This window comes from Solibacillus merdavium, from assembly GCF_014836935.1.
GTDB lineage: Bacteria > Bacillota > Bacilli > Bacillales_A > Planococcaceae > Solibacillus > Solibacillus ferritrahens.
Window position 1 is genome coordinate 41,185 of the sequence record NZ_JACSPW010000012.1, and the last position, 21,713, is coordinate 62,897.

The 21,713-nt window shown below is 37.1% G+C and carries 27 protein-coding genes; 21 read left to right on the forward strand and 6 right to left on the reverse strand.

From position 1 onward, the window contains the following. Positions 1-9: 9 nt before the first annotated feature. The 15 genes from H9632_RS12985 to H9632_RS13055 all read left to right on the forward strand — a co-directional run bounded on the left by H9632_RS12985 (position 10) and on the right by H9632_RS13055 (position 11,391). Complete coding sequence (locus H9632_RS12985) at positions 10-780, forward strand: ABC transporter permease (RefSeq protein ID WP_191704492.1); 771 nt, start codon at positions 10-12, stop codon at positions 778-780. After that, entirely contained in the window at positions 777-1,133 is a 357-nt protein-coding gene (locus H9632_RS12990; RefSeq protein WP_191704493.1) for a FixH family protein, read from the forward strand. Before H9632_RS12985 ends, H9632_RS12990 begins: the two co-directional genes overlap by 4 nt. Continuing rightward, positions 1,130-1,621, forward strand: a complete 492-nt coding sequence (locus tag H9632_RS12995; protein ID WP_191704494.1) for a redoxin domain-containing protein — start codon at positions 1,130-1,132, stop codon at positions 1,619-1,621. Before H9632_RS12990 ends, H9632_RS12995 begins: the two co-directional genes overlap by 4 nt. A gap of 15 nt (positions 1,622-1,636) precedes the next feature. Further along, positions 1,637-2,935 carry an O-acetylhomoserine aminocarboxypropyltransferase/cysteine synthase family protein gene (locus tag H9632_RS13000; RefSeq protein ID WP_191704495.1) on the forward strand — a complete coding sequence of 433 codons (1,299 nt, stop codon included), beginning with the start codon at positions 1,637-1,639 and terminating at the stop codon, positions 2,933-2,935. A 15-nt stretch (positions 2,936-2,950) separates the two neighbouring features. Next, entirely contained in the window at positions 2,951-3,322 is a 372-nt protein-coding gene (locus H9632_RS13005; protein ID WP_191704496.1) for a chemotaxis protein CheY, read from the forward strand. A gap of 12 nt (positions 3,323-3,334) precedes the next feature. Continuing rightward, a complete protein-coding gene (locus H9632_RS13010; RefSeq protein WP_191704497.1) occupies positions 3,335-4,462 on the forward strand; it encodes an LLM class flavin-dependent oxidoreductase in 1,128 nt (375 codons plus the stop codon). 4 nt (positions 4,463-4,466) lie between these two features. Further along, positions 4,467-5,795 (forward strand): LLM class flavin-dependent oxidoreductase, encoded by a 1,329-nt coding sequence (locus tag H9632_RS13015; protein ID WP_318247701.1) that lies wholly within the window; start codon positions 4,467-4,469, stop codon positions 5,793-5,795. Between the two features lie 12 nt (positions 5,796-5,807). Next, positions 5,808-6,341, forward strand: coding sequence for an NADPH-dependent FMN reductase (gene ssuE / locus H9632_RS13020; protein ID WP_191704499.1), 534 nt, complete (start codon positions 5,808-5,810; stop codon positions 6,339-6,341). 156 nt (positions 6,342-6,497) lie between these two features. Beyond that, entirely contained in the window at positions 6,498-7,154 is a 657-nt protein-coding gene (locus tag H9632_RS13025; RefSeq protein WP_191704500.1) for an SMI1/KNR4 family protein, read from the forward strand. Between the two features lie 157 nt (positions 7,155-7,311). Then, the gene (locus H9632_RS13030) at positions 7,312-7,878 is read left to right on the forward strand and encodes a hypothetical protein (protein WP_191704501.1); all 567 of its coding nucleotides are present in this window, start codon (positions 7,312-7,314) and stop codon (positions 7,876-7,878) included. Positions 7,879-8,006: 128 nt separating this feature from the next. Next, positions 8,007-8,390 carry a hypothetical protein gene (locus H9632_RS13035; RefSeq protein WP_191704502.1) on the forward strand — a complete coding sequence of 128 codons (384 nt, stop codon included), beginning with the start codon at positions 8,007-8,009 and terminating at the stop codon, positions 8,388-8,390. A 237-nt stretch (positions 8,391-8,627) separates the two neighbouring features. Then, complete coding sequence (locus H9632_RS13040) at positions 8,628-9,137, forward strand: RNA polymerase sigma factor (RefSeq protein WP_191704503.1); 510 nt, start codon at positions 8,628-8,630, stop codon at positions 9,135-9,137. Beyond that, complete coding sequence (locus H9632_RS13045; RefSeq protein ID WP_191704504.1) at positions 9,127-9,747, forward strand: zf-HC2 domain-containing protein; 621 nt, start codon at positions 9,127-9,129, stop codon at positions 9,745-9,747. The genes H9632_RS13040 and H9632_RS13045 overlap by 11 nt, the downstream gene beginning before the upstream one ends. A 267-nt stretch (positions 9,748-10,014) precedes the next feature. Next, positions 10,015-10,821, forward strand: coding sequence for a hypothetical protein (locus tag H9632_RS13050; RefSeq protein ID WP_191704505.1), 807 nt, complete (start codon positions 10,015-10,017; stop codon positions 10,819-10,821). Further along, positions 10,822-11,391 (forward strand): hypothetical protein, encoded by a 570-nt coding sequence (locus H9632_RS13055; protein ID WP_191704506.1) that lies wholly within the window; start codon positions 10,822-10,824, stop codon positions 11,389-11,391. 313 nt (positions 11,392-11,704) lie between these two features. On the opposite strand, the gene H9632_RS13060 is transcribed toward H9632_RS13055, so the two are convergent. Continuing rightward, the gene (locus tag H9632_RS13060) at positions 11,705-12,229 is read right to left on the reverse strand and encodes a carbamoyl-phosphate synthase small subunit (RefSeq protein ID WP_191704507.1); all 525 of its coding nucleotides are present in this window, start codon (positions 12,227-12,229) and stop codon (positions 11,705-11,707) included. 97 nt (positions 12,230-12,326) lie between these two features. On the opposite strand from H9632_RS13060, the gene H9632_RS13065 reads away from it, so the two are divergent. The 4 genes from H9632_RS13065 to H9632_RS18885 all read left to right on the forward strand — a co-directional run bounded on the left by H9632_RS13065 (position 12,327) and on the right by H9632_RS18885 (position 14,207). After that, entirely contained in the window at positions 12,327-12,590 is a 264-nt protein-coding gene (locus tag H9632_RS13065; RefSeq protein WP_191704508.1) for a CPCC family cysteine-rich protein, read from the forward strand. 48 nt (positions 12,591-12,638) lie between these two features. Further along, positions 12,639-13,355 carry a class I SAM-dependent methyltransferase gene (locus H9632_RS13070; RefSeq protein WP_191704509.1) on the forward strand — a complete coding sequence of 239 codons (717 nt, stop codon included), beginning with the start codon at positions 12,639-12,641 and terminating at the stop codon, positions 13,353-13,355. 76 nt (positions 13,356-13,431) lie between these two features. Further along, positions 13,432-13,575, forward strand: coding sequence for a DUF4083 family protein (locus H9632_RS13075; protein WP_225223839.1), 144 nt, complete (start codon positions 13,432-13,434; stop codon positions 13,573-13,575). A 332-nt stretch (positions 13,576-13,907) separates the two neighbouring features. Continuing rightward, positions 13,908-14,207: a GNAT family N-acetyltransferase gene (locus H9632_RS18885; RefSeq protein WP_318247702.1), complete on the forward strand. Its 300-nt coding sequence runs from the start codon at positions 13,908-13,910 to the stop codon at positions 14,205-14,207. A gap of 111 nt (positions 14,208-14,318) precedes the next feature. Here the strand turns inward: H9632_RS18885 and H9632_RS13085 are convergent, their stop codons facing one another. Genes H9632_RS13085 through H9632_RS13095 form a run of 3 tightly spaced genes read right to left on the reverse strand, consistent with a single transcriptional unit; the run spans position 14,319 to position 16,780 of the window. Beyond that, entirely contained in the window at positions 14,319-15,374 is a 1,056-nt protein-coding gene (locus H9632_RS13085) for an LLM class flavin-dependent oxidoreductase (protein ID WP_191704511.1), read from the reverse strand. Between the two features lie 13 nt (positions 15,375-15,387). Next, positions 15,388-16,326 carry a ring-cleaving dioxygenase gene (locus H9632_RS13090; RefSeq protein ID WP_191704512.1) on the reverse strand — a complete coding sequence of 313 codons (939 nt, stop codon included), beginning with the start codon at positions 16,324-16,326 and terminating at the stop codon, positions 15,388-15,390. Between the two features lie 19 nt (positions 16,327-16,345). Beyond that, complete coding sequence (locus H9632_RS13095) at positions 16,346-16,780, reverse strand: MarR family winged helix-turn-helix transcriptional regulator (RefSeq protein ID WP_191704513.1); 435 nt, start codon at positions 16,778-16,780, stop codon at positions 16,346-16,348. A 134-nt stretch (positions 16,781-16,914) separates the two neighbouring features. Here H9632_RS13095 and H9632_RS13100 point away from each other — a divergent pair, with 134 nt between their 5' ends. Both H9632_RS13100 and H9632_RS13105 read left to right on the forward strand, forming a co-directional pair. Continuing rightward, a complete protein-coding gene (locus H9632_RS13100) occupies positions 16,915-17,322 on the forward strand; it encodes a hypothetical protein (RefSeq protein WP_191704514.1) in 408 nt (135 codons plus the stop codon). Next, on the forward strand, positions 17,319-18,449 hold the full coding sequence (locus H9632_RS13105; RefSeq protein WP_225223840.1) for a DUF4362 domain-containing protein: 1,131 nt from the start codon (positions 17,319-17,321) through the stop codon (positions 18,447-18,449). The genes H9632_RS13100 and H9632_RS13105 overlap by 4 nt, the downstream gene beginning before the upstream one ends. A 464-nt stretch (positions 18,450-18,913) precedes the next feature. On the opposite strand, the gene H9632_RS13110 is transcribed toward H9632_RS13105, so the two are convergent. Together H9632_RS13110 and H9632_RS13115 are read right to left on the reverse strand one after the other, a co-directional pair. After that, positions 18,914-20,077, reverse strand: coding sequence for an aminotransferase class I/II-fold pyridoxal phosphate-dependent enzyme (locus H9632_RS13110; protein ID WP_191704515.1), 1,164 nt, complete (start codon positions 20,075-20,077; stop codon positions 18,914-18,916). Next, positions 20,074-21,189 carry a methionine biosynthesis PLP-dependent protein gene (locus H9632_RS13115; protein ID WP_191704516.1) on the reverse strand — a complete coding sequence of 372 codons (1,116 nt, stop codon included), beginning with the start codon at positions 21,187-21,189 and terminating at the stop codon, positions 20,074-20,076. Before H9632_RS13115 ends, H9632_RS13110 begins: the two co-directional genes overlap by 4 nt. Positions 21,190-21,713 lie beyond the last annotated feature (524 nt).

Here is a 21,713-nt window from a genome sequence, read left to right on the forward strand (position 1 = left end):
TGAGAGTGAATGCTCACATTTTTTAAACGCTATAATCTTACTATTTTGATAGGAATTATATTCATTGCGGTTTGGGCAATCGTCACAAAATATGCAACGTGGATTAATCCGGTTATATTCCCTCAGCCAATAACGGTTATCCAGTCATTTAGTGTAAAAATCGGCGAACTTTTAAACGGTGTTGTGAGTTCGATGAAGCTGCTCATTCCAGGATTTTTCGGAGCATTAATCATAGGAGTTGTAGGGGGGCTGTTCTTCGGATTAAACAGAAGATCGCGAGAAGTGTTAATGCCATATTTCCATGCATTAAGCCCGATTCCTCCGACATTGTTTATTCCATATGTCATCGCAATTTTACCGACGTTTCAAACAGCATCGATGTCACTTATTTTTATCGGAGCATTTTGGCCCGTTTTCTTAGGAACGATTCACGGAGTTCTTTTAATAGAAAAGCATTATTTGGATAATGCAAAATCACTTGGGTTAAAAGGTCCAACATTCTTATTGAAAGTCGTTTTACCTGCGAGTGCACCTCACATTTTAAGTGGTGCCAGTACGTCACTGGCAATGAGCTTTTTAATTTTAACGATTGCTGAAATGTTCGGTGCTTCATCGGGAATGGGATTCTTCATTCAATATTACAGTGATTTTTCACAATACCACTATGTGTTAGCCGGCATTATTTTTAACAGTATTATTATCGTCACGGTCATGATCGCCTTTGAAAAGATTAAAAAACGTCTGTTGTTTTGGACGAATTTAAAGGCGGATAGTAAGTGAAGAAATTACTTTATTTATTCGTGTTACTGCTTGCCGGCTGTAGCGCACTGTCTGCCGAAACACTTGAAGTGACGATAAAGGCAACAAAACATGAAGTGGGGGCCTTTGAGCCAGTGAAGATCACTTCACTTGTCACAGTCAATAACGAACCAATCAGCAGCGGGGCAGAACTTGAGTTTGAATTGATCAATCCCGATGGTACTTCGATTGGAACCGTAACGCCTACAAATGAAGGCAATGGCCTGTATTCAATTGAAACGAGCTTTGATGGTCAAGGTACCTACAAAATCATCTCGCATGTCAGCTACGGTGAATTACATGAAATGCCTGAAGTGGAGGTCACGCTGAAATGAAAAAAGCTACACAGCTAACCCTTGTCATTGTACTAATCATCGCGCTCAGTTACTCCATTGTATCAAACGTAACGAGCAGTCATGCAGAAGCAAAAATCGATCATATTAAACTTCTAACCACTACTGGTCAACAAGTTACCATTCCTTCAGAAGGCAGCTACATTCTCAATTTCTGGGCAACGTATTGTCCTCCATGTGAGCGGGAAATGCCAGCGTTTGAAGCAGCTTACGCAACACTGCAAGCTCAAAATATCGAGCTGTATGCGGTGAATGTGGAGGAACCAACAAAACTAGTAAACCGGTATTTAGCACAATTTAATTTATCGTTTCCTATTTTGTTGGATCGAAACGGAGAACTAAAAGAGGCCTATGAAATTTTAACATTACCAACAACTTTATTTGTGAAAGACGGAAAAGTCGTACACACCGTCAAGGGTGAACTGACTGAACAGCAATTACTTACACTCACTAAAAATTTTCTTTACTAAAGGAGAGTATCAACTATGACATTTTTTAATCAAGAAACCATTGCCTTACATACAGGGCAAACAGTAGATCCGGTAACCCGTTCACGTGCAGTTCCGCTATATCAGACGACATCTTATGTATTTGATGATACAGAGCATGCGGCAAGTCTTTTTAAACTACAAGGCAGCGGCTATTTATATTCCCGCAATGCAAATCCAACGAATGCCGTTTTTGAAGAACGTCTCGCTGCACTTGAAGGGGGAGTTGGAGGGTTTGCTGTTTCGTCAGGTCAGGCGGCCATTTTAATTGCCGTATTAACTTTGGCGCAGGCGGGTGAGGAAATTGTTGCAACAAATGCGCTGTACGGTGGTACTTATACGTTATTTTCCAAAACATTACCCCGCTTTGGTGTGACAGTACGCTTCGTCGAAGGATCTGATTTACAGCAAGTTGAAGCTGCGATCAACCAAAAGACACGTGCCGTATTTACAGAAACAATCGGTAATCCAAGCTTAGAAATTGCTGACATAGAGGGATTGGCACAAGTTGCACACCGCCATGACGTGCCGCTGATTGTTGATAATACATTTGCTACACCTTATTTATCAAAGCCAATCGAATTTGGCGCAGATATCGTTGTTCATTCAACGACAAAATTTATTGGCGGACACGGAACTTCTCTAGGTGGAGCAATTATTGATTCAGGTAAATTCGAATGGAAAGAACCACGCTTTCCAACATTTGTACGACCAAATGAATTAATTGATAACCGGTCATTTGTTGAAGCTGCCGGTGAAAAAGCGTTTATCGCAAAAGCCCGTTTTGAATTAGGTCATGATTTAGGGGCAACATTGTCACCGTTTAATGCATGGCTATTTATTCAAGGGCTTGAATCTTTGGCTGTTCGCGTACGCCAGCATGTTGTGAATGCACAGGCAGTAGCGGAGTATTTAGCACAGCATGAATTAGTGGAATGGGTAAATTATCCGACATTACAGGGAAATGACCCGCAAAACTTAGTAGCAAAATATTTACCAAAAGGTGCAGGTTCTATTTTTAGCTTCGGCATTAAAGGCGGGTTAGAGGCGGCGAAAGCATTTATCAACAATGTACAGCTCCTTTCACATGTTGCAAATGTAGGCGATTCAAAATCACTTGTTATTCATCCGGCAAGTACATCGCATTCCCGATTAACGGCTGAGCAGCAGCTTGCAAGTGGTGTAACACCAGGGTTAATCCGTTTATCCATCGGTTTAGAGGACATTGAAGATATTAAAGCAGACTTGGCACAAAGTCTTCAAAAGGCTGCCGAAGTCGCGCACATTACAAAATAACAGGAGGATTTGAATATGACAATTGCAGTAGTAGTTAATGATGAAGGTATTGTAACACCAATCGTGGAAGGAACAATTTTACGTATTATTCAAAAAGACCATTCTATAGAAGATTTTCGTAACCCGGCACTCGATTTAACAGAAGGTCGACGCGGTGCCACATTACGTAAAGCCATTGAGCAAGGGGCAACGACATTTATCGCACCGCCTGAAACGTTTTGTGAACTATCTTATAAAAAGGCGAAGGAAGAACAGATTTCATTTATTAATATTGCAGCAAACCAATCATTTGCACAGGTTATAGAACAGGTAAATTCAGGTGAAATTCAAATTTCAAAGGAACTGCCGGCTGAAGAAGTAGTACCAAGCGCACCGGCTGTACAATAAGGAGGAAATAACATGACAAAAGTAGAGTTCATTACAATGGCACCAACTTCCGGAGACAGTGAGTATATAGGGAATCAAGTTTCGAATAAAGGCCAACAAACATGGTCTGGCGTTGGCGTAGATTCGGATCGTGAGCCTTCTGTTGAGTATATTACACAGATTGCTCAAGCTGCAGAAAAAGCCGGCTTCTCAACATTACTGTTACCGATTGGTGGAAACTGCGTCGATTCTTTAGTCGCAGCGTCTCATTTAACTGCACATACAAAAACATTAAATTTCCTGTTTGCTGTACGTCCCGGTTCAACAGCTCCAACACAATTAGCAAAGCAATTCGCATCAGTCAACTACTGGACGAATAATCGAGTATTCGTAAACGTAGTAACAGGTGGAGCACCAAAGGAACTGGAAAATGACGGCGACTTTTTATCACATACGGACCGCTACAAGCGTACGCGTGAGTATATCGAAATTTTAAAACGTTTATTCAATGGAGAGACGTTTGATTATGATGGAGAGTTCTACACATTAAAAGGTGCGAACTTGCCGTTACCAGTAAAAGAAGCACCACCAATTTTCTTTGGGGGCTCTTCACCAATTGCAAAAGAAGTCGCTACAGATGTGGCGGATGTTTACATGCTGTGGGGTGAAACATTGGAAACAACAAAAGAAGAGCTGGAGTCGGTTGTCAAACTCGCAAAAGAGAAAAACCGCAATTTATCATACAGTGTGTCATTCCAGGTTGTTCTAGGAGAAACGGAAGAAGACGCATTTAAAAATGCCAATAAAATTATTAGCCAAATTGCACCGGAAGTGTTAGCAGCAAAACACGAAAACACATTAAAGAACGGGGCAGTTGGCGTAAATCGTCTGCATCAGCTAATGCTAGAGGCAAAGGATAATAACTTTGTCATTGCACCAAATATTTGGGCAGGGCTCACACAAGTATTATCAGGCAATTCGATTTCCTTAGTTGGAACGCCGAAGCAAGTTGCAGAACGAATCGTGGAGTTTGTAGATTTAGGATTTGATAAAGTATTACTTCGTGGATTCCCTCATTTAGAGGTCATTACGGACATTGGTGAAAAAGTAATTCCGCTTGTGCATGAAATTTTGGCTGAACGCGAAAAGCAAGTAGTATAGGGGGATCATCATGACGAAAAAGCAAATAAAGCTAGGTGTATTTCTAATGGGAACGGGTCATCACATCGCTTCTTGGCGTCACCCGGATGCTCAGGCAGATGCTAGTGAAAATGTAGAGTTTTTTAAAGAAGTAGCCATAAAAGCGGAGCAAGGAAAACTTGATATGCTGTTTTTGAGTGACGGCCTATCTTTTAATGAATTGTCACATCCGGCTGAACAAGTACGCTTTGAGCCACTGACATTATTAAGTGTGCTATCAACGGTAACTAAAAATATCGGCTTAACAGGTACGGCATCCACTACGTATAATGAGCCTTTCCATATCGCCCGAAAATTTTCTTCGCTGGATCATTTAAGTAGAGGGCGAGCGGCTTGGAATATTGTCACGAGCTATTATGAAGCAGAGGCAAGCAACTTCAATCAAGATAAGCATTTGGACCATTCGTTACGATATGATCGGGCAGATGAATTTGTTGAAGTGGTAAAAGGCTTATGGGATTCCTATGAGGATGATGCACTCGCACGTAATAAAGAAACAGGCGAATATATTAAAAAAGGGAAGCTGCACACGTTAAATCATAAAGGCGAATACTATTCGGTGCGCGGACCATTAAATTCATCCCGACCACCGCAGGGGAGACCAGTATTAGTGCAGGCAGGCTCTTCAGAAGCAGGGACAACACTAGCCGCAAAACAGGCAGATGTCATTTTTACAGCCCAGCAAACATTAGCGGATGCACAAAGCTTTTATAAAAAGTTAAAAGACAAGGCAGTCGCAGCAGGTCGTAATCGTGATGATATAAAAATCATGCCGGGTGTTTCGGTTTATGTAGCGGAAACAGAGGAAAAGGCTCGTGCAAAATATGAAGAGCTGCAGCAATTAATCACACCGGAAATTGGCCTGGACTTTTTGGAAGATTATCTAGGTATTGATCTATCAGGCTATGATTTGGATGGTCCACTTCCAAAAGATATTCCGCCAACTAACGGCAACCGCAGTCGTCAACAGCTTATTATCGAGCTTGCTGAGCGTGAGAACCTGACAATCCGTGAGCTGTATTTAAAAATTGCCGGCTCCCGAGGACATCGAATTATATTCGGTTCGCCTAGTCAAATTGCCGATCAGTTAATAGAATGGGTGGATAACGATGCGGCGGATGGCTTTAATTTAATGCCGCCATACTTCCCGGGAGGATTTACGGATTTTATTGATCTGGTCATTCCGGAACTTCAAAAACGCGGAGTCTTCCGTACAGAATATGAGGGCAATACATTACGAGAAAATTTAGGCTTACAGCAAGTGCCATCAAGATATGCATTACAACAAGTTTAGGAGGAGTGAAAAATGACAAAAGCGATATTAATTAATGGCGGCAATAGTATTTCGTCACGATTAACGGGAATTCAGCAATATATTGAAACCTTATTAGATGCGCAAGGTATTACACATGAGACAATTCAGGTACACCAACTGCCTGCACAGGATTTAATTACAGCCAACTTTGCAAGTGAAGCAATTTCAAAGGAAATAGTAAAAGTAGGGGAAGCGGATATTGTATTTTTCTTAACTCCAATTTATAAAGGCTCATTTACGGGGATTTTAAAAACCTTCATCGACTTATTACCGCAAAAAGGGCTGGAAAATAAGACAGTCATACCGGTAGCCATAGGCGGATCAATTGCGCATTTATTGGCTTTGGAGTACTCATTGAAGCCGATACTTTCCATTTTAGGAGCTACAACGATATCGAGTCCAATCTATATAGTAGATTCTCAAGTGACAAAAACAGAAAACGGCTTTACATTGGATCAAGCAGCAGTAGACCGCATAGAAAAGGTGTGGGAAACCGTTGCGCCACAAGTGAAACAAACCGTATAAATGATCATCCTCGCGAAGAGTAATTGACTTCGCGGGGATTTTTTAATGTAAATTCAAATTATGGTATAATTTTGGTAATAATAGAATTCTATGTAACATCATCATAGACCTATGACGAGATGAAAAATATAAAGTATAGATTGGAATGTAGTCATAATGCAAAATATATCATTCGATTCTAGTTATCAAAAAGAGGAAATTAAGAGAAATATGGACTTGATTAAGTTGGAATGCGACAAAATAAAAGACTTTATTAATATTGAAATTTTTCCTTTTGAACAATTGGATGAATGTCAAGTAGGATATAGCGTTGATCCTGATGGAAAGTCTCTTGTAACGGATGAAGAGGATACTTGGGATGAAAATTGGATTGTCATTGCATATGAAACTCTGTGTGGAGACCCAGTTATTACTGAATTGAATGCAGATAGATACCCTGTATCATTATTGATGCATGGAATGGGCAGTTGGGATAACGGCATTTATCTTGCCGATTCATTGGAATCTTTTCTAAAAAGTATAATTAAAATAGTTGATTTCCTTACAGAAAAGCAAGTGTTAAATGGGAAATATAATATTCAGCACAAAGAATTAAAAGTACTATTAAATGATATTGTTGAAATAAGCAATTCCGCAAACCTTGAATCGTGGGAGTCTTTATTAAGCCCGTTATTCGATATTGTAGAAGAATACGAGAACGTATTGGAGACAAAAATAGAAGAAATGAAAAATGAAGGCAAAAAAATTTCAGAGATTGCTAGTTTACTTAATTTGCAGGCTAAAGATGTGTACGAGTATATTAAAAAGATTTGATAAGTATACACAAAACTATCTCTAGACTGGAAAACAAAATGAAAATGGGTCTGATCTAGCATTTCTTTCAAAACAATTAGAAGATACAGGTATAAGTACCTCACATGCACTTAAAATAGGTGAAACGAGTAAAACAATAAATAAAGATGATTCTGAAATGCTTTTGAAATTAAATGGCTACTTAATTAGATATTCCTTTATTTCTAAATCCAACCTTTCAGCAGAAATCGTAGAAGAAATGCAATCGGATTTAATAAGATTCAATACAATACTAGCTGAAAATGATTTTAACGACAAAGACGAATTTGGTAGCTGGACAAAACAAAATTATTTAAAAAAGTTAGAAATGTTGTTTCAGAAATCGATAAAACAGACGGGGAAATTTAGGGGAACTATACATGATCGTCAATTTAAACGGCCGTTTGGGAAGGTTAAAGAGGTGATGAAATTGGATAATAAAAAGGGATTACTACTATTTTGTTCAATAGTGTTTTTAAGTATTAGTATTATAATTGCATCTAAGTTCATTTCAGATGCTCTTAATAATGTTGGATTAGGTTTGGAAGCTTCAAAATCAAATACTACTTCGATTGAAAATTTTGAGTTAATTTTGAATGATGGGTGGATGTATTTATATGAAACAAACAGCGGACAAATTTGGAAAAAAGCAGATAATGATAATCCGGACAGTGAATGGGAATTAGTTAAACATTATACTGAATAACGGGTTAAGTATGACAAACATCTTAAAATTCGTTACCAATCCCGCTTTTGGAACTTGTTTTTCAAAAATATGTAACTAGCTTTAAATTGGCGGAAATTTTCAGTTGCAAGATTGAAGGGGGATTCTAAATGAAAAAAGCACGTGAAAATCAACTATCATACTTATTTTTAGGCATTATTATGATTCCACTAAGTATTTATATTAATTACCCATATATTGCTAATGATGATTTTCCAGAAGGAATTATGATTTTTTTCTTAGGAATAAGTGCGCTAATGATGTCCTATTTGTCACCTCATTTATTTCCGAAAGATGAGCGAACAAAAGAAATTGTAGGTAAAAGTATGACAATAAATTATTTTACTTTATTCGGATCAATTACAATTCTAATTTTCTTGACGGGCTCACTTGGATTTATTAATTTAAGTGCTACACAGGTTTTAATTGTTTTAACTTGTATTATGGGTACATCAATCCCATTAACAATGGTTATTTATTCGAAACTAATTTAATAGTTAACTACAAATCAATACAAAATAACGTTCTTAAATGTGACACTTAAACACCTTATTCAATTGAATAAGGTGTTAAATTTTAGCTGCTTATATCCCGAAACGACGCTTTGGGAATTTTCCATACATATTAGATTATAAAATTCATTAAATTAATTTAGCATTAATTGTAACGAATCTTTGTTTCATTCTATATATAAGTGAACTCAATTTAAGGATGTTGGAGGGAGGTATTTAGTGGAGGATTTAAGTGAAATCTATAAATCCTATGCCAATGAAGTAAAACTTTTTCTTCTTTGTTTAACATCAAGTGAGGATTTAGCAGAAGAATTAACACAGGAAACGTTTTATCAAGCGGTTAAATCGATTCATCGTTACAATGGCGAATGCAAAATTTCAGTTTGGTTATGTCAAATTGCTAAGCACAGCTATTTTGATTATTTAAAGAAGGCAAAGCATCGAAATCATACGAGTATTGATTACTTAATTAAAGCAGGTGTAGATATACGTTCAAAGGAAGATTTGCCTGATATCGCAATGATTAAAGAAAGTACACTACGTGGAATCCACCAAGAAATTCGGCAATTACAAGAACCGTATGCTGAAATTTTTTTACTTCGGATAACTATGGATTTAAGTTTTAAGGAAATAGGTGATATCTATGAGAAAAGTGAAAACTGGGCAAGGGTTACATATTATCGTGCAAAATGCAAATTAGCAGAAAGGGTGGATTTGGATGAATTGTAATATTATAAAGGATTTGATGCCGTCCTATATAGATAGAATTTGTAGTAAAGAAACAGGTGCAGCAGTGGAAGAACATATTGAGCATTGCCAAGATTGTAAAAAAACTATGCAACTGATGCAGCAACCCACCATACAAATAGTCGAAACAAATGTAGAGGTTGCGAAAAAACCGTTTAACCTCATTAACAAAAAGCGCCGATTTCAAGTGATTACAGCTATTTTGCTGACCTTTATGATTACTACAATAAGTGCATTAGTAATACAAGATGTAGGGGTTGTTAATCAATTCTTTTTCCCAAAGGTTACAGCAATTGCACATATAACGGATGACAGTGAAGAATGGCAAAGTATTAGATTCTCTGCCGATGGGATTAATACTCAAGATTATGTGATATATGATAGCGTTTTTTGGAAGAAGGAGATTATTAATGATGCTAATAGTGATAGTAATGTGTATCTAAGAGTAAAAGATGAAAAGGGCGATGTAATTATTGATGAATTTCCAATATCCTCTGGAAAAGGGGTTAAATTAGAAGGTTTGAAGAGGAAAGAAAAATACTTTTTTGAAATAAAAGCTTCACCAGGGCGCTTCTTTATTAATGCAGTATAGATGTATCTAGTATCAAGTTGATTTTATAATTCAAAATAACGTTCGTAAATAAAAGTTTGTGGAACATTGTATATACTTGATTTTTTGCAAGGTTCCTCATTTCAAAAGGAAGGATAGAAGAGGTGAGGGAAACCGTTGCACCACACGTGAAAGAAACTGTTTAAATAATTATCCTCGCGAAGAGTAGCTCACTTTGCGGGGGTTTTTTATATGTAAAACCTCATTTTATCCAAAATATGGTATAATTTACCGGGGAGGGATGAAATTATGAGCAAACGCTTTATTTTGATGCTTGCTGTAACGTTCATTATTTTTACAACAAGCAGTGTGATTTTACTTCAAAAGGAAATCGAAGAGCCTATTATTCTTCCAATTGGTACACAGGCACTGCATATGGAGGAAGAGAGCTTTATTAATATGAGCTATGTTACAAATCATAATGAGGATATAGAACTCAAATCTATTCAAGTAGGCGAACTGGAGCTAGTACCGTATACGAAACCATATCACTTCTCTGTGAATACAGAAACTGAAGAAAGTGATTCCCTTATACAAAGCTATCCATATTATGATCTTCATTCGGTCGAATTTAAAGTAAACGAAAATGAATACAGTGCATTAACTGCTGCATCCAACAAAAATGCAACGGCATTTTTTTCTAATGGTGTAAAACAGGAATTCCCTTTGAAATTGGAAGTTCTTACAAAGAAGAAAGAATACTTGTTTGTCGGAGTACAAAGTAGTGATACAGCAGAAGGTGAATCAGAAACAATATTTACTATTACAGAGGCTGGAACTATAGAAGAAATAGAAACGGTATTTCCATTGGCGAATATCAAGTTATATAAAGAAGATAAGCAGATGACACTTCCATACAATACAGAAAAAGGCGAAAAGCTATCGATTCGCATCTCTCCAAACTACCGTATTTGGGATTCCAGATATAAGAATATTATTGTTCACGGCACATTTGCGACTGGAGAACCATTTACCGAGGGAATTGCACAATACATATATGAACTTCCTCCTAAAAAATGGATGAATGATTTTGTGATGGAAGCGAGGGACAGATAAATGAGTCGATTTTTTTCACGGGTACTTATAGGCTTTGCTTTTATCATTATTGATTTTCATTTTGGAATTGATATTATACCGGATATTATTGGCTATATTATCATTGCAAGAGCAATTCAAAAATATGCCGAGTCAAAGTACAATAAAACCGCTGTCCTGCTTTCGTATATTTCAGGAGTCATATCTATAATAGAAATGCCTATCATATATAGTGCAGTAGAGAATTTCCCGACAGTAGTGTTTTTACTTTACGGGTTTATAACAAGCATCATTCAACTTCTTTTCTATTATTATATTTTTGGTATATTCTTTAGCTTTGTTCAGAATACACCTCATGTAAATTACACGAAAAGGGTGAAGCATTTAGTTGTAGGGAGCTTATGGATTGTCATTACATCGATCTATCTTTTTGAAATTACTCAACATATTATTTTAGGATTTGCGGTAGTGATTGCAGGAATAGCATTAATTATTGGGTTTATTATGTTTATCATATACTGTTATAAAATGATGAAGTACGGGAAGTTAATTGAACTAAGCGAAAAGGTAGAACATGTGGAGACAACGTAGACTAGTGAGCAGTGCATCAATTTGGATAATGGGTGAATGACTGTTACTGAATAACAGTATTAGACAGAGCAACTCCGCTTATTAAGCAAATAAAGAAAAAAACCACTAAAATAAACGGAGAAAGTCCGTCTATTTCATAAAAATCCATAAAATATCGAGGTGTTAACGTACCATAAGCGGAATTTCTACCCTTATTTTCAGAGAAACGAGCTCAATTTTTCAAATAAGGGTAAATCCTCCGCTTATTTAACTCTCGGACCTGTGAATATTTTATGGTTAAATTCATTTTATTTAGCTGAGTAATGTTTCCATCTTAGTCATATGGTTTATCATAATCCTGAATTTTAAGCTCTTTTAGAAATTCAATAAAATTTATTCTATATCTATATTTTTCTCTATAATATGACTTTTTACCGAGAAAATCTTTATGCACAATCTCAATAATATATTGTTTCATCCGATTTTCTTCCGCATAATCATAACTTTCGGTAAGTTCTATTAGAAAGGAAACAAGATAATTAAATAATACAGGGAAATCTTTTTCAATTTCTTCCTGGTATTCAACTAAGGCTTTAATATACTTATATAACTCACTTTGTTTAGTAAAACGGAAACTGCATCCTGAATTCCAATACCCAAGCCAAATAGTAAATATACTAACAGAATACCGTCTCAATTCTTTATCAGAATCCCCGAAATATAAATAATATGGATAATGAGGAAACGCCATTCCACCATCAAAACCTAATATTCGGAAGCCACTGTTCAATACTTTATTAACTTCTGTAATAATCATACTTTTTTCTTCCATTGTAAGTTTCTTATCTTCTGACTTCATAATACCCCCTCAATTTTTTACTTTTATTATATCAAAATATTGGTAAGTTATTGAATTCTTGCCTGTAAATAAAGAAAATATATATTGAGGTGATTAAATGAAATATACTTGTCCTTGTTGTGGCTATAAAACATTAGATGAAGAACCTCCAGGAACATATGAAATATGTAGTATCTGTTTTTGGGAAGATGATGGAGTTCAATATGAAGACCCAGATTATGAGGGAGGCGCAAATCTACCATCTTTAAGAAAGGCACAGAAAAATTATGTCTTATTTGGGGCTTGTGAAGAAAGTTGTATTGGGGCTATAAGAAAACCAAACGAAAATGATGTAAGAGATCTTGATTGGAAACCATTATAAGTTAATAGAAGATTAATGCATTAAGTTAACTAGAAAGTAGGTAAATCAATGATTCCATTAGTTTATGACCAAGTAAATGGTTGGGGAAAAGACGATGAATTTTTTCTAACATTATTAAAGAAGATCAATGTAAAGACAATAGCTGATTTAGGATGTGGGACAGGGAGATTAACAACTCACTTTGCAAAAGCAGGCTATCAAATTACAGCAATTGACCCAAATGAAGAAGCAATTGAATATGCAAAAAATAAGCAACATTCCAGTGAAGTAACATGGATTGTTGGTGATAGTACAAATCTACAAACGAATACATATGAAACAGTCATTATGACTGCGAATGTTGCACAAGTATTTCTCACAGAGGAAAGTTGGGAAAAGGTTGTTGCAGATGCTTTCCGAGCGTTAAAACAGGGAGGCCATTTTATTTTCGATACTCGTAATCCATTAGCAAAGGTATGGGAAGAGTGGGAAAAAGATACGACACCTGATTTAGCAACAGATTTGTTGAACGGTGAGCCACTTGAAATTTGGACACAATATGAAGGATTAGTAAATGATGTGTTTACGTTTTATGAAACGGTAAAAAGAAAACACACTGGAGAAGTAATGATTCATGAAAAGATGCAATTGAAATTTAGAACACAGGAAACAATATATGAATCACTGAAAAGAGCAGGGTTTTCGCAGGTTCAAGTTTATGGAGATTGGGAATTTAATCAAGAAACTTCAAAAAATAAATCTTTTATTTTCCACAGTATCAAATAAATCTCTTTAACGACTCTTTTGGGCCGTATTTATTTATATGGTATAATGCTAAAAAATGGATAATAGGAGAGTAAATATGGAAATCATATTCCTGGTAATCGTGTTGTTTTTAATTATTTTGTTCTTTATTTCCTTTACTCTATTTATTAGACGATTAATAATAAATTCCGCGGTTAAAGCAAATAATTCGAATGATTTAAATGAAAAAATGATAAATTAATTGAACAAAACGAACAGCTCCTTTTATTACTAAAGGAACAAAAATAGATTTTTAAGATACAGAGTAAATATAAGTACTTAAGCTTTCATATTTTTAATATACAAATATAATAGGGGAGAAAAATAGCCGTGATTTCAAATCAAGAACTACATATACGACTTATGGACAAGACTGATTTCAATCTAATGGTAAAGTGGCTAATAATCAGCAGGTATTAGAGTTTTATGAAGAACCACCTTCAAATTTAGAACGAGTGATAAATAAATACGCACCAAGAATAGACGGCAAACACTATGTTACTCCCTGTATTGTAGAATACAATAAATGAATCAATTGGTTATATCCAATATTATGAGCTTCAAGATACTGAACTTAAAAAGTACGGCTATCCAGGAAACCAAAATATTTATGGAATAGATCAATTTATTGGTGAACCTAAATTATGGGGGCAAGGAATAGGGACAAAAATGATACAAATGATGTTAAATTTCCTTTGTAATAAAGGTGCCTCAAAGGTTCTATTAGAGGTGAAAAGTAATAATGTCAGAGCAATATCAAGCTATAAAAAATGCGGTTTTAAGAGAATTAAAGATCTTAACAACGATCTGGTTTTAATGGAATGGATAGTTTGAATTGATTGAACATAAAAAGGAGAACCCATTTTAACCAAAACGGATTCTCCTTATAATTAAAAAATAGTACTTACGAGCTTTTCATCAATTCCGCCACGGCTGACACTACTTTTATTTTGCCGTATATTTTTTTATAGCCGGAATAATTTCATTGCCAATAAGCTCGATGTTTTTCATCACTTTATCGAACGGAACGCCGCCGAAATCAATTTGAGCCATGAAACGTTGCATGCCGAACAGTTCATATTGGTACAGCATTTTTTCAATAATTTGGTTCGGGCTGCCGACCATTAAGGCATCCTCTACTCGAGGAGCCTCTTCTACTTGCCAGCGCGGATAACCTTGTCCACGAATTGCCTGGAAACCGCCGCTTAAAAAAGGATGCATCCCGTCAACTGCCTCTTGTTCTGTTTCTGCAACATAAAATAAACTTGTCGTTGCGATCGGTAATGTACTCGCATCAAAGCCGCTGCGATCAGCTGCTTCCCGGTAAGCATCAACCGAAGCCTTGAAGTTAATCGATGGACCGCCTAATGTTGTTAGCATCATCGGTATTCCCATATAACCAGCTTTTATGGCACTTGCCGGAGGTCCACCAACTGCACGCCAAATAGGAATGGAGCCGTTTAATGGCTGCGGTAAAATATGGGCATTATTTAAAGAAGGACGGAATTTACCACTGTAATTGACAACCGTATTGTCATTTAACTGTTTTAGTAAAGCTAACTTTTCCTCAAATATTTCCTCGTAATCACGTAAGCTCACACCGAACAATTCATGTGCGCCAACACGCGATCCACGACCCGCAACAATTTCTGCACGGCCGTTTGAAATTAAATCAATCGTAGCAAAGTCTTCATATACACGAACCGGATCAGCTACACTTAATACCGTTGCAGAGCTGGAAAGTTTGATGCTCTTCGTTGCATTGGCTATCGCACCTAACACAACCGAATGTGCCTGTGTTGTAAAATATTGCTGATGACTTTCACCGACAGCAAATACATCAATACCAGCTTGCTCGGCTAATTGGCTTGCTTCAATAATTTCCTTTAGACGCTCTTGTGCAGAAATACGAGAGCCTGTTAAAGGATTTGGCATATGATCACCTAATGTGTACAACCCAAATTCCATTCCTTTTTTTTCATCAATTCGATATTGTTCCATCATTCATTTCTCCTTAAAAAATTGGTTTTAGTTTTGCAGCAATTTCTTCGCGTTTCTCTTCCAAAAAGTCCGGTAGATCTAGCTGTTCCCCGAGTGTTTCGATATCGCCGTCTCGTAAAAAGCCTGGACCATCAGTTGCTATTTCAAATAAAATTCCGTTCGATTCACGGAAATATAAGCTTTTAAAATAATATCGGTCTACAATGCCTGATGAGGTGAATCCACGTTTTTTTACTTGTTCATCCCAATAGGCGAGTTCTTCGTCATTTTTCACACGAATCGCCAAATGGTGGATGCTACCTCGACCTGGTTTTTCGGAAGGACCATCCTGTTCGTTGATGAAAATCTCACCAAATATTTCACCTTTAACGGATTGGAGAAGGGCAGTGGTTTCTGTCTGTTCCTTTACTTCATAACCGAATATTTCTGTTAATGTATGGATCAGTTTCCCCATACTTTTTACGGTCATTTCTACAGGACCCATACCTTGTATTTGATGTTCAGCCGGTACTACCGACTTTTCATACGTTTCCCAATAGGGCACTTTTGTATTGGGCGCGGCAATTAGTGCCATTCGTAAACCTTCTTCATCCTCAAATAGCACAGCAGGACGGTTCGTAAATGTAGAGCGCCCCTCATGCTTTACACCAAACTCATCAAACCGCTTCACCCAATAGTTCAGGCTCTCTTCGGAAGGGACGATTAAACCGATTTTCGTAATCGCATTCGTACCGCGATGAGTGCGTCCGACTAGTGGAATTTCAAAAAATGATAACTCGGTGCCTGGACTGCCTGTTTTATCTCCGTAGAATAAATGATACATTGAAGTTTCATCTTGATTAACTGTTACTTTTACACGGCGCAACCCTAGAACATCTCGGTAAAATGTATTATTTTGCTGTGCATTTTTCGTAATCATAGAAATGTGGTGATGTCCTGGAATTGTATACATATATGTTTCCTCCTATATTTTACTTACTCCGCTGTTCACTATTTTTTTGAACACGGGAAATCAGTTTATACAATGTTTTTTGTTCTTCTTTTGTTAATGTTTCATCAAAAAAAGAAGATTGAAAGGCGAGCTGGGCTTCAAAAGCATTGTTTAACTTTTCGTTGCCTTTTGGTGTTAATGAGATAAATTTCGTTTTCCAGTCCTGATGTCTTACAATAAGCTGTTCCTGTTCAAGACGTGTAAGCATTCGGGAAATACCACCTTGTGTAACCGTTACTTTCTTTGCAAGCTCGGATTGTGTAATCGGCTCGAATATGGAGATTTGCAAGAGCACATCGAATTGCGCAGTCGTTAAGTCAAACTGTTTTAAAAACTCATTTGAAAGGTTATTACTTTCATGAGTAAAACGCATCATACGAAGCCATATAAGAGAGCCTAAAGTATTTTTCTTCATCGTACACGTCCTTTCTTAATTATCACTTTACTACTCAAATGATAATAATGCAATGAAAATATCTCGAATTCGAAATAAAATAAATTGTAACTTTTTTACTTTTCTTGCGACCAATATAGAAAGGGGGATGACAAATGCGAAAATGGTTTATTTTATGCGTTTTTGTTTTATTAGGTGGCTGTCATTCACCACAGCAATCCGGTTTTATTAAAGCGCTGGAGGAACTGCAAGTACCTGTAAGAGTAATGGAGAAAAAAGAAAAATCGATTTTCACGCAGGATTTAAATGGGGAAAAGCCGAAAACGTATTTACTGAATGATAAATTACTCTCGGTATATACATTTGACCAGAGCAAAGATCGTTCAAAAGCGAAGCAGCTATTTTACGAAAAAACCGCATCACAAAATGTCGTCTCTTATGAACTGTATGAGCTAAATACAATGCTCATTTTTTATGTCCATGAACAAAATTTACATGTTGCCATTCCATACGATGAGCAGATCCGCAAAGCTCTAACACAACTAGGGGAGGACGAAGAATGAAAAGAATACTTGTATTTGCGGTGTTGCTGCTGTTAGTCGGATGTACAGATGAACAGAACGATTCAGGTTTAATTCAGCGCGCGGTAATTGAACGGGTAGTTAGCGATAATAATATTGGGACAGAAGAGATCATGGTTTTTGATCAAGAGGAGCTTGATGACATCCAGGGTTATTTGTCCGAAACAAAATGGCAGCCAAATGTCGAGGCCGAAATGGCAAGGAAAGAAGATGTAGTATTGAGATTATTTATTGAATTGGAGAAAAACTTGCCCGAACGAATTAACACGTACCGCATCTGGTATGAGCAGGATCAGTCCATGACGATTCTAAGTAATGTTGAAACAGAAGGATACGGACGGCTGAATGCTGAATTTGGCAAACCATTTAAAGAGCTGCTTCAGCCATTGATAAATGAAAAAAAGCAGGTCATTGATATCCACGGTCAGCTTGAAAATGAAGAACTGTTTGAACAGTTTTTAAAAGACATCGAAGCAAATAACGAAACATTACTTGAAATGACCCGTTATACAATCGAAGGGGATCCGATTTATTGGACAATAGAATATGACGGACAGCAATTTGCGATTGAAATTGATAACCGGGAAGATGCATTTGGAAGTAAAACGGTTGAAAACTATCAATGCACAAAACTAGATGAGGTTGTGACAGGTTCTTTAATCGATTATAACTTTACAGGGTGTGAAGAAGGCTATGATATTAATTTGCTGTCGGTTGAAAAAACTACAGAGGCATCTACTAAGCTTGAAATTCCAAATATAAACTTCGTAATTGGTGATCAAACAATTAAAACTTATAAAGGGGCATATTCCTGGAGCTCATTTGATGCATCGACCGGAGAAACGACTACAACTATGACAGACCATGCATCGCCCAATCAAATGATGGAGGCAGTTCAGGAAATAGAAGTGAATTTAAATGAACCGGTTGAGATCACTTTTGATAGTGAACCGACAAAGGTAGAATTCAACATTTGGAATGAAGCGGGAATCATCTCAACGTATCATTCATTGGAAGAAATTAAGGAAACAGGGCCTATCATTCTGGAAATTGTAGGCTATTGGAATGAGAGTCGCGCAACGTATGTGACGGCGTTAATAAATGAATAGGGGACAAAAAAGGCGATGGGAAATGAATTCTAGTGAAAGTAGATAAAACAGTTTTCTCACAAATATACAAAAGGCCTCAAGAGTTTGTCTCTCGAGGCTTTTTGTCTTTTTATTATGAATTTAACTAGATGCTTAGCAGAAACAAGTTGTTCACGTTCATTAATTTGAATAGATTAATAATCATTGTAGATATCGTATCTACTTTATTTAAAGCGATGAATAAGTTGATTGGAATGGAGGGACCGTGACTCCACCGGGAACAGCAAAATTTATTTTGCGACGAGTAACCGCAGGAGCACCGCGCGGAAGATCCATTAAATTGTGCCTGCCGTTGTAGGCACAATTTAGTTAGCTGGAGCCGTGCCCGGGGAAAGCTTCGGTCCCGGAATGGAAATCAACGGTTTAATATTAATATAATTTTTAACTAACACTTTTTAAGAGTTTGTCTACAGTCTCAACAATAATTATTTAAATTGACCAGCAATCGCTAATGCTTGTGTGAAATCTTCAATTAAATCATCTTCATTTTCCAAACCGACTGAAAAACGTAGCAAGCCATCTGTTATACCACGCTTCGCACGCTCTTCCGGCTCCATTGCCGCATGACTCATTTTGGCAGGGTACGATAAAATCGATTCGACACCACCAAGACTGACAGCAAAAACGGGAATTTTCATTGCATCAACAAACACTTTGGCAATTTCATAGTTCGGTAAACTAAAGGACAATACCGCACCAGCAGAAGTTGCTTGCGCTGCATGAATTTCATAGCCAGGGTGAGTAGGAAGACCAGGGTAATACACTTTTTCTACTAACGGATGGTCATGTAAAAACTGTGCAATACGCATCGCAACACGTGATTCTTCATTAAAACGGACAGCAGTTGTTTTCATGTTCTGAATTAACGTGTAGCAATCCTGAACACCAAGTACAGACCCAAAAGAATTTTGAATGAAATAAATTTGATTGCCGAGCTCCTCATCCTTCGTTACGACTAGTCCAGCCACAATATCCGAATGTCCCGACAAAAACTTAGTCGCAGAATGAATGACAACATCTACACCCATATCAAGTGGCTTTTGATGCAGTGGTGTCATAAATGTATTATCCAAAAATGTCATGGCACCGTGGTGTTTCGCAATATCGACAACAGCGTGAATATCCGTAATACCTAACGTTGGATTTGATGGTGTTTCCATATAAATTAATTTCGTTTCTGGACGAACTGCTGCTTTCACTGCCTCAATATCCGTAAAGTCTACAAATGTATGGGTAATACCATAGCGAGGCAATACTTTTGTGACAAAACGGTAAGTCCCGCCGTATACATCCTCTGTAATGACAATATGATCACCGGCAGATAAAATCATAAAGCATGCTGATACGGCAGCCATACCTGTTGCAAAGGCGAAACCTCGATTTCCGCCTTCCAGCTCGGCGATTGCTTTTTCCAATGCGGCCCGTGTTGGGTTACCGGAGCGGGCATAATCATATTCGCCAAATTCATCGATCGATTCTTGATGGAAAGTGGAAGATAAGTACATCGGTACATTTACGGCACCTTTTTTATCGGCATAGCCTTCTCGAATGGCTCCGTGAATGAGGGCTGTTTCAATGCGATTTGTCATGCGAACTCACCTCGTAACGTATCGAAAACTTGCTTTAGATCGGCAATTAAATCATCCGCTTCTTCAATTCCTACAGAAAAACGTAGCAATCGGTCACATACACCACGTGCTACTCGCTCGTCATACGGCATATCGGCATGAGTCTGTGTGGCAGGATACGTAATAAAGCTCTCCACACCACCTAGGCTTTCCGCAAATGTAATAAGTTTCATGCCTTTTAAAAATGGATTGACCATTAACGCTTCCTTCACGCGGAATGAAAGCATACCGCCTTTTCCTGTATATAGCACATCTGTAACAAGTGGTTCAGTCTTTAAATAGTCAGCAATTTTTTTCGCATTCGCATCATGCTGCTTCAGACGAAGATGCAACGTCTTCAGTCCACGAATAAGTAGCCATGAATCCATCGGTGCTAACACCATACCGATTCCATTATGATAATAGGCTAGCTTCTCACATAGCTCCGAACCTTTTGCAACGACAAGTCCTGCCAATACATCATTGTGTCCGCCAATATATTTCGTCGCACTATGTAAAACAATATCCGCACCTAATTCAATTGGACGCTGGAAATAAGGTGTATAAAATGTGTTATCCACAATTAAAAGTAATTGATGCTTTTTAGCCAATGCTGCATATTGAACTAAATCAATTTCCTGCATTAAAGGATTCGTTGGTGTCTCAATAAACAGGGCTTTCGTATTTTCGTTAATTGCACGCTCTACATTATTTACATCTGTAAACGCATTATAGATAGGTTTAATGTTGTAATTTTCTGAAAACGTTTTAAATAGTCGGTACGTCCCACCGTATAAATCTTCCGGTACGATTAATTCATCATTCGGTTTAAATAATGACATGACAAGCTGAATGGCTGCCATTCCTGAACTGCAGGCAAACCCAGCATCTCCACCTTCAAGTTCTGCAATTCCTTCTTCTAAAATGGAACGTGTCGGATTTTTTGTACGTGTATAATCATAGCCCGTAGATTCACCGATTCCTGTATGCTGGTAGGCTGTTGACATATAGATTGGAGGGTTAATTGCTCCTGTTTTTGCATCACTTAAATTCCCAAGCTGTACTAATTTTGTTTCTATAGAGCGCTGTGACATGAAAACACTTCCTTACACTAAATTTACGAAACATTTTAAATGAATCGATTATTAAATCAATTTAACATGAACAACTGAAAGGGACAATAGAGGAAAGGGGGAATTAACGAAATGAAGAGTAAAACGTGTAAAAAAGAACAATAACGCAAGTCTGCAACTTATATTCAGCTATTAATATGCTACTGAACTTCAAACGGTATTTATAAATATTTGCAAAAACGAAAGCATATACTCCCAAAAGGTGTACGACAACAATCGACATTTTTGTTTGGCAATATACGATGGTTCCCGATGATAAGAACCTTTCTTGTTAATTCCTCATCTTTCCGCTTCTTCTTAACCCTGGAGTAATTCCACATTTTATGATTGATATATAGTGAAAATAACACGTAAAACAACAAAATATAGCAATATACTGATAACGGATATGCAAGATTGGCAGCATGCCTTCTATATGGATTTCAAAATAAATGAAGAGGAGAAGGTAATTTAATGATATATATATTTCTAATAGATGCATTCGG